The 11,184-nt window shown below is 68.1% G+C and carries 9 protein-coding genes; 2 read left to right on the plus strand and 7 right to left on the minus strand.

The features are described from left to right. Nucleotides 1-88: 88 nt before the first annotated feature. Entirely contained in the window at nt 89-1,048 is a 960-nt protein-coding gene (locus ACWGKQ_RS26790) for an NAD-dependent epimerase/dehydratase family protein (RefSeq protein WP_453294500.1), read from the minus strand. A 634-nt stretch (nt 1,049-1,682) separates the two neighbouring features. On the opposite strand from ACWGKQ_RS26790, the gene ACWGKQ_RS26795 reads away from it, so the two are divergent. Next, complete coding sequence (locus tag ACWGKQ_RS26795; RefSeq protein WP_453294501.1) at nt 1,683-2,129, plus strand: NUDIX hydrolase; 447 nt, start codon at nt 1,683-1,685, stop codon at nt 2,127-2,129. A gap of 49 nt (nt 2,130-2,178) precedes the next feature. Here ACWGKQ_RS26795 and ACWGKQ_RS26800 read toward each other — a convergent pair whose 3' ends face one another. From ACWGKQ_RS26800 to ACWGKQ_RS26825, 6 genes are all read right to left on the minus strand, one after another. Further along, nucleotides 2,179-3,156 carry a streptomycin biosynthesis protein gene (locus ACWGKQ_RS26800; protein WP_453294530.1) on the minus strand — a complete coding sequence of 326 codons (978 nt, stop codon included), beginning with the start codon at nt 3,154-3,156 and terminating at the stop codon, nt 2,179-2,181. A 467-nt stretch (nt 3,157-3,623) separates the two neighbouring features. Beyond that, a complete protein-coding gene (locus ACWGKQ_RS26805) occupies nt 3,624-4,772 on the minus strand; it encodes a glycosyltransferase (protein WP_453294502.1) in 1,149 nt (382 codons plus the stop codon). Further along, on the minus strand, nt 4,769-5,662 hold the full coding sequence (locus ACWGKQ_RS26810; RefSeq protein WP_453294503.1) for a diiron oxygenase: 894 nt from the start codon (nt 5,660-5,662) through the stop codon (nt 4,769-4,771). The genes ACWGKQ_RS26805 and ACWGKQ_RS26810 overlap by 4 nt, the downstream gene beginning before the upstream one ends. Further along, nucleotides 5,662-7,524, minus strand: coding sequence for an asparagine synthase (glutamine-hydrolyzing) (asnB, locus tag ACWGKQ_RS26815; protein WP_453294504.1), 1,863 nt, complete (start codon nt 7,522-7,524; stop codon nt 5,662-5,664). The genes ACWGKQ_RS26810 and asnB overlap by 1 nt, the downstream gene beginning before the upstream one ends. Beyond that, the gene (locus tag ACWGKQ_RS26820; RefSeq protein WP_453294505.1) at nt 7,524-8,735 is read right to left on the minus strand and encodes a Rieske 2Fe-2S domain-containing protein; all 1,212 of its coding nucleotides are present in this window, start codon (nt 8,733-8,735) and stop codon (nt 7,524-7,526) included. The genes asnB and ACWGKQ_RS26820 overlap by 1 nt, the downstream gene beginning before the upstream one ends. A 22-nt stretch (nt 8,736-8,757) precedes the next feature. Further along, nucleotides 8,758-10,392, minus strand: a complete 1,635-nt coding sequence (locus tag ACWGKQ_RS26825) for an HAL/PAL/TAL family ammonia-lyase (RefSeq protein WP_453294506.1) — start codon at nt 10,390-10,392, stop codon at nt 8,758-8,760. Between the two features lie 94 nt (nt 10,393-10,486). Between ACWGKQ_RS26825 and ACWGKQ_RS26830 the strand changes: the two genes are divergently transcribed. Further along, nucleotides 10,487-11,182, plus strand: a complete 696-nt coding sequence (locus ACWGKQ_RS26830; protein ID WP_453294507.1) for a sulfotransferase family protein — start codon at nt 10,487-10,489, stop codon at nt 11,180-11,182. Nucleotides 11,183-11,184: the final 2 nt, after the last annotated feature.

Here is an 11,184-nt window from a genome sequence, read left to right on the forward strand (position 1 = left end):
GAGCTGCACGGCGTGGTGCCGGAGGGGGCTGAGCCGACCGGGGTGATCAACCGGCCCTGCGCGGACCGCGAGTCGCGGGCGGCGCGCGTCAGGCAGTCGCCGGGAGGGTGCGCGACGCCTCGGCGAGGTGCGCCTCGACGGAGTCGAGCCGACCCAACTCCTGCCACCACCGCAGTGTCCGGCTCACGCCCTCGCGCAGCCCGGTGGTCGGGGTACCGACCGGCAGCAGGCACTGCTGGAGCGAGACGTCCGCACGAAACTCCTGGATTTCATTGGTCCGTGGCTGCGTCCAGTCCACAGTGCTGTCCGGGCACAGCGATCTGATGATCGAACCGACCTCCAGGATCGAGGTGGCGGTGCCGGACCCGAGGTTGACCACCGGCACCGGCTCGACGGAGGGCAGGGCGACCAAGCGCTGGACGATGTCGCCTATGTAGGAGAAGTCCCTGCGCTGGACACCGGTGCCTTCGATCGGCAGCGACCGGTCCGTGAGTGCGCCCACGCAGAAACGCGGGATCACCGCGTCCGGACGCTCTCCCGGCCCGTAGACGTTGAAGAACCGCACGATGGTGGCCGCAGTGTCGGTGGCGGCTGCCTGCTGGAAGGTCTTGGTGACCATCTCCATGGCCACCTTGGACGCGGCGTACGGCGACCTCGGAGCGAAGGGCTGCGCTTCGTCCGTGGGGAGCTTCTCGGCCTGCCCGTAGACCTCGCAGGTACTGGCGATGATCACTCGGCGGACGCCGGCACCCGCACACAGCTTGAGCAGGTGGGTGGTTGACTCCAGGTTCTCCAGGTACTGGAGCGGGCGCTCGAAGGACAGCGGGACGCTCTTCTCGGAGGCGAGGTGGTACACCACATCCACGTCGGCGACGTCATCCGGGCCCATCTCCAGCACGCTCTTGCGCAGCAGGTCCTCGGGCGGCGCGATCAGCGGCGTCACGCGCAGATCGTCTATGTTGCGCACCTCGATCCCCGCCCCGCGCAGGGCTGTTGCAAGATGGCCGCCCACAAAACCTGCCCCGCCGGTGATCAGGGCAGAAGACATCTTTTTCATCGTGCCTGTCAAAACAACCCCGCTTCGTTTTGTCATCGGCGACATAGCCTCCGTACCGGGAGCCGGATGTACGTGGAGGCTGTTGACGCGGCTATCGGACTTCGAAGCCTTCGAATGTCTGGCGGTCCAGCAGCGCGGTGAATACCTTTCACCCTTGAGCGCAGGATGAAAGATGCTCAGTGATCCGGTATCAAAGCGCCTCGCGAGCCGTACAGTCAACACACCTACCGATGGGCCCGGTTCGGCACCGGTACGCGAGCTGCGGGAGCATGGCACCCACCGGTGCTCGTCGGCTTGCCGGTGTTCAACTGCGGACGGGGCGCAATCATACGGCGGACTCACCTGCGCGAGACAGCCGTCGGTCCCACCCTGTATGATCCATCGACGAAATGGTGTACCTGCCCTGCTCACGGATTTGATCCAGTGCCGTGACCGGAAAGAGCGAAGCCGAACGTGGGGGAGCCGCCCAGAGCGCCGCGAGCCGGTGAATTCTTCCGCTCACAGCACTGGACACTCGCGCAGGTCGGACGCACCCTTCTTCAATTTTGGCCCCGTATTGGTTAATTCAAGTGAATTCACGAAGTCGGGTTCCCGGCGAGCGTGAGAAGGCAGAGACACCACGGTGATGCAGGGTGACTACCGGCTGGGGGCGACGTGCGTCGCGTTCGACCCGCTGGGACGGGTACTGATCCTACGCCGCAGGTCCCCGCAGCGGTGGGAACTTCCGGGCGGGTTGGTCGAGCCGGGCGAGGGCCTGCACGCGGCCGCAGAACGCGAGACGCTGGAGGAAACCGGCGTGTGGGTGCGGGTCGGCGGGCTGGTCGGGATCTACCAGCACCCCAGCCGGAAGCTCCTCGTCGGCGTGTTCGTCGCGCAGTTCATCTCCGGTGAGCCGCAGCCGACTTCGGAGGCGAGTACAGCTGTTTGGGAGTCCGCTGAGGTGGCCCTGGAAAGGCTTCACCCGCTTTACCGGCCGCGTCTCGAAGACGTATTGACGGCGAGTCACACCTCCGTGCTGCGCGTCCATGAGGGGGTCGAGAACCTGGCTCGGCTGGAGGCTCAGCGACTCTGAGCAAGAACCGGCTCGGCCGCTCCGAGTTCACCACGGTGATGGCGAAGGCTCACTGGTTCTCGTCGGCGGGCACTCGTTGCGTGTCCGCCGGCTGACGGCTGCACTCCTCGAGCTGCCGGGCGAAGGTCTGCCAGTCCTCGGCGCAGCTCCGCGCCAGGCTCAGCAGTGCGTCAACGCTGTGCCGGGGGATGCTGTCGACGATCTGCTGCCATTCCTCCGGCTTCGAAGGGTGCGCGGCGAGCATCCGCAGCAGTGTCCGTCCCTTTTCCGTGAGCCGCAACGACGGGTCGCGGGTCAGCCGGGCAAGTAGCTGTTTGCGTCCCCCGGGCACGGCTCTGCGGGTTTCGGCCTGCGCCGACCCGCTGGGTACGGACACCCCGCGCCGTCTCTCCCGCTGCCCCTCGGGGATCACGTCCCGACCGGACAGGACCCGCTGCCTGACGTCCCGGGCTGTTCCCAGCGAGATTCCCGCCTCCTGGGCAATCTCCCGCAGGGAGAGCTGTCGGCCACTGCGTATCAACTCGGCGGCCCTTGAACGCCCGTCTGCAGTACTCATCGGTCGGACTCGGCCGTCGCTGCCCACGCGGGCGGGCAGCGCGGGGACGTTGTCCAAGGAGCGCCGAAGCGCCGCGATGGTCCGCGCCGCCAGCGCACTGGCGTGTGCGATGCGACGATCGGACCACTGCGGATGGCTGCGCACGATGCGTCGGGCCGCGGCCATCCGGTCACTGCGCTGCAGGGGCAGGCCATGCTCCACGTTGAGTCGCACGGCCAGCACGAACGCATCGGCCTCACTGCCGTCGAAGAAACGCGCCTCGATGTACTCGTCCCCGCGCAGTTCGGCTGCGTGCAGCCGGTGTCTGCCGTCAATCACCTGCATGGTCGGCCGGTGCACCAGGATCGGCGGCGCCCCCGCCCCGGCCTCCGCCAGCCCTCGGGCATGCTCCAAGTCCACCCCTTGTGAGCGCGGTGACACCGAGAGCGCCATGGTCACGTCGGTGAGCCTGAGGCTGTAGACGGGCAACACATCCAGGTTGGGCCGCTCCCTGGGAAACTCTGACCCGTATCCCGGTCCCTGGCTCAGCGGGAACACAGCGGTAGCGCTTTCCTCGACAGCCCAGATATCGCCCCCGCGGGTGGCCGACACCTGAACTAAAACGCCTGCCGATATTGCACGAGCGACTTCCACGCTACGTCCCTTCCGCTGGACTGCTGACTGCCTGTTGCCCTGTCCGGTCTCTCCCTCGTCCTTGGCCCCGATCAGTGGTCGGCATTCGCGTCGCTTGCCATCGGATCGGCGCTTGCGCAAGGCTGATGAGGAGGGCGAAACAAGTGCTGACGGTCCGGAGCCGGCCTCCGGCCGAACCGTCTGTGGCCAGTTCCCCGAGGATCGTCGAATCCTATGGTGGGCGCCCTTCGACCGTGAAGTGACGTCGATTCACCAAACGGGTATCGAACCTGACTGTCTTTGCTGACTGGGCGGAAACCCACTGGTCACCGTGAGATGGCCGCGATGTCGGCCACCAAGTCGTCCACCGAGGGCAGACACAGGATGCGCCGGCGCATGGCCTCAGCCGCCTGCTTGTACGACGGATTGTCCAGCACCTCGGCGCATGCGGACCGGATCGCCTCGGGGGTGACCTGTTCGTAGGGCACCGACACGGCAACACCTGCCTCGACGCAGCGCTCCGCGTTGGCCACCGAGTCGGTGAACCAAGGGATGACCACCATCGGCACACCGGCCCGGAGGCCCTCGCGCACGCTGTTGAACCCACCGTGGTGGACGAAGACGGAGGCGCACTCCAGCATCAGCGGCTGTGAGATCCAGTCGACCACCCGCACCGACGGTGGCGGCGTGCCCACCGACGCACCGCCGGAGGCGACCACACCTGGGCGGTCCAGCATACCGAGGCCCGCCGCCACGGCCGCTGTGGCCGGATGCCATGCCGCCGTGCGGGGATGCATGGTGCCGAACGCCGCGAAGACCGGCGGTGCGGGTAGTTCGGCCACCCAGTCGGGCAGCCGTTCGCCCGGCAACCGTGGACTTGTCTGCTGGTAGCAGCGGGCATTGGGGATGGACAGCTCATCCGGGTCGAACGACGCGGGCATCAGGTAGGCGTGCAGATAGGCGTAGACGCGCCGACCGTCCGGATCGGACGGCAGTCCGAGCTCTGCCCGCCCGCGATCGAGCGCGGGGGCGGACAGCGCCACGTCCAGGTAGGTCGTGGACGCGCCGACTGCCCCGACCGACACATGGGGCACACCGAGGACTTCCGCCGCGAGGTAGCCACCGAACTCGGTGTTCTCCCGTACGATCACGTCCGGCCGCCAGTCGTGGGCGAGGATGTCCCGGGCCGTGCGGACCGCCTCCGGCCCCGGATATCCCTCGGCGGCCAGGTGCAGGGTGAGCCGCTCGCCGTGATCGGACGGCACCGACGTCTCATGTGCGACGGACGCGATCTCATCGCTGACCCAGTCGTGGCCGGCCGGCAAGTGCTCGAGCCGGTACGCGTCGACCTGCGCCTTCGCGGACGCCGGCGTGCAGACCGCCACCTGGTGACCCGCCCGCAGCGCCGCCTCGGCGATCGGTACCAGCGGCCGGAAGTGCCCGCCCGCCGGCATCATGGAGAACAGGATCCTCATTGCAACTCCTTGAACGCGTCTGCAATCACGGCATCGTCGAACATGCCGACCCGCCTGAACATGCGCAGAGTGGGTCGGGCACCTTCGCGAATGGAGTCCAGCGTCTCCCGTGCGGAAGCCACTTCGGCGGCCACCGACGCAGGATCGGCAACGTCGCAGTCGGCGAGTACGGCTGTCAGCGCCGGTTCGTCCGTACCGAGGAAAGCCGACATCATTCGCGGTAACAGCACACCGATCCGCTGACGTACGAGGGGATCCAGGCGTGGCCACAGATGCTCGAACAGCTCCCGGAAGTACGCGTAGTGCCGACCCTCGTCCGCGGCATGGTCGATGGCCAGCCCGCGAACCTGTTCCTGCACACGGGAATCCCCCGGCAACCTGTTCAGCGACGCGGTGATCAGGGTCTCGGACACGATCACGAAGAACAGCTTGACCAGCGACGGATCGAGGCCGGTCCCTGAGCACAACGCGGCCAGTTCGCGCAGGAAGTGCGGCTCGTGCGGCACTGGCCGCACACCGGTGCGATCCCGCACCGACGCCAGCAGGGTGTGGGACATCTCGGCGTGGCCGGCTTCGTCGGTGTAGATGCGCAAGGCGTCATCCTTCATTCGGGAATCCAGCCACGGCAGGAAATCCGGCGACCGCAGCAGCAAGCACACCTCGTTGACCGGACCGGTCTCCAGCCGGACGGTGAACTCCAGGTACAGGTAGAGATGGTGGATCAGCAGCCGCTCCCGGCTGTACGACGGCACCGCCGGGTGGCGCAGCGCCGGACACAGGTCGGGGGAGAAGTAGTGCACACCCGGGACGAAGGCGTCGGTGCGGCGCGGTTTCGAGCGCACCCAGGCCGCGGCGTCCCAGTGTTCGAACCGGGAACGGTGGTCCGCCATCAGCCGTCGATGTCCAGCCGGACGTCGTAGTCGCGCAGCCAGTCGTCCAGCCGCAGCACCAGCTCGATCGTGCTCCGCGTCTCGTTGGAGCTGACCGGTCCGGCCGGCTCGGCCGCGAGCCGACGCGCCCGGTTCAGGTTCAACAGCGGGGTGACGGGACTGTCCTCGGCCGTGCGGACGGCGAGCTCCGACCGCAGCCACTTCTCGTAGCCGACGTCCTGTGTCGCCGGGAACGGAGCCTTGCGGCGCTCCAGAACGGACGGTGGCACCAGGTCCGCGGTGGCTGCCCGCAGCAGACTCTTCTCCCGGCCGTCGAAACTCTTCATCGACCACGGTGTGTTGAACACGTACTCCACCAGCCGGTGGTCGCAGAACGGTACGCGGACCTCGATCGGCGCCGACATGCTCATCCGGTCCATCCGGTCCAGCAGCAACTGCATCAACCGGGTCAGCGTGAGGTAGCAGATCTCACGCATCCGGCGCTCGGTCGCGCTCACCCCGTCCAGGTGCGGCACTTCGGCGAGTGCCTCGTGGTAGCGGGTGTGACGGTATCCAGGTAGGTCAAGGGTCTTCAGCAGGCCGACGTCGAGCAGGCTGGTCGCCGAGTCCGGGCCGTCGTCGGTGACGTGACCGAACATCGCCAGCCACGGGAAGTCCGCTCGTGCGACGATCTCCGGATCGTGGAACCACCAGTAGCCGCCGAACACCTCGTCCGAGCTCTCGCCGGTCAGTGCCGCCGTGCAGTGCTGCGAAACGGCCTTGCACAGCAGGTACAGCGACGTGTCACGGTCACCCCGGCCGAACGGGAAGTCGCTGGCCCGCAACGCGCCCGCACGAGCCGCGGACCCCGCAAGGTCCGACGTCGACAGCACGATGTCGGTATGCCGGCTGCCGATGAACTCCGCCATCTCCTTGACGTACGGAGCATCCGGCGTCTCGCGCATGTAGTCGGTGCGGAATCCTTCGACGTAGCCGGCGAAGTCCACCGCGAACGTGCGAACAGGTCCTGCGTTCTTCTCGCGCAGCGTCCGATCCGCCAACGCGGTGACGACCGACGAGTCCAGTCCACCGGACAGCAGGATTCCCAGCGGCACATCGGCGACGGTCTGCCGGGCGACCGCGTCCGCGAGCAGATGCCGGACGTTGCGGATGGTCGTGGGCAGGTCGTCGCGGTGCTCGACGGCCTCCAGCGCCCAGTACCGTCGGCTCGTCACACCGGCGTGGCTGATCCGCAGCACCTCACCCGGGCGCACCTCGTGGATGCCACGCCAGATTGCCGCGCCCGGTGTCTTGGCCAGGGACAGCAGTTCCCGCAGGCCATCGGTGTCGACGCTGGCCGACACCTCCGGGTGGGTCAGGATCGCCTTGGGTTCGGAGGCGAACACCAGGCCCGTCCGCGTGCGGTAGTAGTAAAGGGGTTTGACGCCGAGTCGGTCCCGTACCAGTACCAGTTCCTCGCGGGCCACGTCCCAGACACCGAACGCGAAGATGCCGTTGAGCCGTTCGGCCAGTCCGTCACCCCACTCCAGATAGGAGCGCAGCACCACCTCGGTGTCCCCGGTCGTACGGAACCGGTGGCCCTTGGCCTCCAACTCCGCCCGCAACTCACGGAAGTTGTAGACCTCGCTGCAGTACGTGATCACCGCCAGTGTGCGGCCGTCCTGCTCGGCGACCATCGGCTGGTGGCCGCCGGCCCGGTCGATCACCGACAGCCTGCGGTGGCCCAGCGCGACATGCGGTGCCAGCCAGAAGCCCTCGCCGTCCGGCCCGCGAGAGGCCAGGGCGTCGGTCATCGCCGCCACGACCGGGCGCCGCGCGGTCAGATCCTGGGAGAAGTCCACCCACCCCGCGATGCCGCACATCAGGCACCCACCGCGGCGGTCGCCTCGGCGAACCGGCGTACGATCTCGTCGCGGCGTGGGCTGAACCTGGCCTGCGTCGCCGCCAGTACGTCGCCCAGGTACGCGGCCCCACCACCGAACTTCTCCCGCTCCTGGGGCAGATCGATCACCTCGTTCTGCTCCCGGTACACCCCCATCGGGTCCTCGCCGGCGGCGACCCGGTCCATCTGCTCGAAGAACAGCTGCCGCAAGAGGATCACACCCCGGTCGACCGTGCCCAGGTGCTCCCGGGTGCGGTCGGCTATGCGCCCCTGTGTCACCCAGGCCATGATGTCCTGGCCTTCCACGTTGTTCATCAGGAACTCACCGTCCGCGGTGCGCCACGGGATCTCGTACGAGCTGACCGGGCCGGGATCGGCGACCGGCCGGTCGCCTGGCCGGTAGGCGGTGTACCAGAGTGCCCAGGTGTTCTCGTCATCGACGGGAACCCTGATGTGGAAGCCGTAGCTGCCACCGCCGCCCAGCCGCAGCAGGTTCGGGAAGACGAGGGGGTGCCCGATGGACCAGTCGTCGGCCGTCTCGTCCTGGCCTTCCAGCTGACGGCGCATCAGGATCCCGTAGTCGGTCCGCTCGAACGCCGTGGCCTGGTTGAGCCGGCTGAACATCGCTGGGATCTCGTCGGCGACACCGCGGCCGGCCAGCCACTGGCTGTACCGGCCGTGCAGCCACGCCACATGGTCCAGGTCGACCGCGTTCTCCTGGATCTGTACGAAGTTGCAGGGGATCATGGCGTGCCCGACGTCCCGGACGGCGTCGTCCCAGCAGAACAGGTCGTAGCGCGGCAGTACCGGAGCCGGATCCGGCCCGATGTAGGCGAAGACCAGACCGCCCAGCTCCTGTACCCGATACGACCGGGCCCGCACCCGCTCGGTGAACGTCGACTCCGGCGGCTCGCCCGGCTGCTCACGGCACGCGCCCGAACCGTCGAAGAGCCAGCCGTGGTAAGGACAGCGCACACCGTCGGACTCGACGATGCCGTACGACAGCGCGGCGCCCCGGTGCGGGCAGCGGTCCTCCAGCAGGTGCACCGAGCCGTCGGACAGCCGGTAGAGCGCAAGGTCCTCGCCGAGCAGCCGCACCTTGCGTATGTCGGGTGCGGACAGCCCGGCCGAGAACGCGACCGGCCACCAGTACCGGCGGAGCAGCTCGCCCATCGGTGTGCCCGCGCCCATCCGGGTCAGTGTCTGATTGCGTTCACTTGACAGCATCTGCGACCTCCAGGAGGGGGATGGAGGAGTGGACGGCCGCCCGCAGCGCGCCGCCGCGGATCGCCTCTACCAGGCCGGCTATCTCGACGTCCAGCCGGCGGTCCCGGTCGACGAAGGGGACGTGCTCGCGGACCAGGTCGTAGGCGGCCCTGGTGCCGTGCCCGAGGTTGTCCGCCCCGCGCAGGTCGGCGGCCTGGCAGAGCGCGGAGAGGTGCAGGCCGACGATGTTCTCGACCAGCTCGACGACGGTCCGCGCATCGCGGGCGGCGATCGTCCCCATGCTGACCTTGTCCTGGTTGTGTGCCTCGGTGGAGCGGGAGAACACCGTGGCCGGTGCGCTGGTCTTCAACGCCTCGGCGGCCAGCGCGGAACACGCGATCTGACCGCCCTTGAAACCGTGGTGCAGACCGGCGTCGGGCGAGTCGGCGGTCAGCCGGGGGATCAGGTTGGGTGTGAGGCCACGGTTGAACTTCTCGTCCACGACCATGGCGAGCTGCCGGTCCAGCAGGTCGCCGGTGTTGGCCACGGCCACCTTCAGCGCGTCCATCGCCTGCCCGACATGGCCGCCGTAGAAGTTGCCGCCGTTGAGCACCACGCGCCCGACCGGGTCGAACAGCGGATTGTCGTTGGTGGAGTTGATCTCGGTCTCGATCCAGCGGCGCGCCCAGTCCGACGTGTCGTGCAGAACGCCGATCACGTGTGGTGCGCAGCGGATCGAGTAGCGGTCCTGGATCGGCTGCACGAGCCGCTGGTAGCCGCTGTCGCCCAGTTCCGGATTGGCGCGTACGACCTGGTTGTGGTCGCGGGAGAGCTTGGAGCCGGCGAGCAGTGTCAGCACCGTGTCGGCGCTGCGCTGTTGGCCGGGATGAGGTTTCTGCCGGTGGATGACGGGGTCGAAGTGGCCGCGATTGCCCAGCAGCACCTCGCTGGCCAGCGCCGTGCACACGTCGGCGGAGAAGGCGATCTCGGCCGAGTCGAACAGTGCCAGCACGGCGAACGCCGACATGAACGACGTTCCGTTGATCAGCGCCAGCCCCTCCTTGGGCTGCAGCTCCAACGGGTTCAGCCCGCATGAGTGCAGCGCCTCGCGGGCCGGGCGCTTTACGCCCCGATGGCGGACCGTGCCCTGCCCGGTGAGCACGTTGGCCAGGTAGCACAGCGGCACCAGGTCCCCGCTGGCGCCGACCGAACCGCGTTCGGGGATCACCGGGAGGATGTCGTTGCGCAGACAGGCCAGCAGCAGCTCGACCACCTCACGCCGGATCCCCGAATAGCCGCGGGCCAGGCAGTTCGCCCTGATCAGCATGGTCGCCCGCACCACGTCGTCGGGTGCCTCCGGGCCGCTGCCGACCAAGTGGTAGTGCACCAGGTTGCGTTGTAGCGCGACGGCTTTCTCCGCCGCGATGTGCTCGGTATTGCTGTCGCCGAACCCGGTCGTGACACCGTAGAGCGGTGTCCCGGTGGCGGTCAGCTCCTCACGCAGAGCCAGCGAGGCATCCATCCGCGAAGCGGCGTCCGGGTCGATCGCCGGAAGCGCGCCGGTGCTGTGCCGCGCGATGCCGGTGACCTCCCTGACGAGCAGAGTGTCCGAACCAAGCCAGACCGCTGTTCCCTTGTCCACGGCCCGAGTATGTCCACAGCAATGCGCCTGCCAGCAATAACGTACTTCGAAGTTCGTACTACCCAAGGAAGTTGAGGCACGGCAGTCTTCGAGCATGGTCGACGTCATCGGAGTTGGATTCGGACGCACCGGCACCGCGTCCCTGGCCATCGCACTCGACCAGCTCGGGCTGGGGCCGTGCTACCACATGACACAGGTGCTGGAACGGCCCGACCGGGCGCGGCGCTGGCTGACCGCGTGGCGTGACCGGGACACTGCGGATCCGGCTTCGCTGCTGTCCGGGTACCGCTCGACCGTGGACTGGCCGGGGGCCGCGTTCTGGCGGGAGCTGGTCGACGCCTTCCCGCAGGCCAAGGTGGTCCTCACCGTCCGGGACCCGCAGCGGTGGTACGACAGCGCGTCCTCGACGATCTTCCGCGCGGCGTTGGACCGTGACATCAACGGCACCGGCATCGGCCACAGACTGCTGCGTATGGCCAATCCCTGGCTGCGCGGCTACGAGGCACTGGAACGGGAACTCATCCTCGACGGCGTCTTCGGCGGGCGATTCGCCGACCGGGAGCACGCGATCGACGTGTTCACCGCGCACATCGAGGCCGTCAGGAGTTACGTACCGGCCGATCGACTGCTGGTCCACAACGTCGCCGACGGCTGGCCGGCACTCTGCGCCCACCTGGGCGTCGAACCACCCGACGGGCCGTTTCCGAACGTCAACCACGGTGGCGACTTCCGCAGGTTCGAGCGCGGATGGCAGTTGCGCGGCGTCATCCGCAGGCCCATCTTCCGCTGAAG

Source organism: Streptomyces sp. NPDC054770, assembly GCF_053611985.1.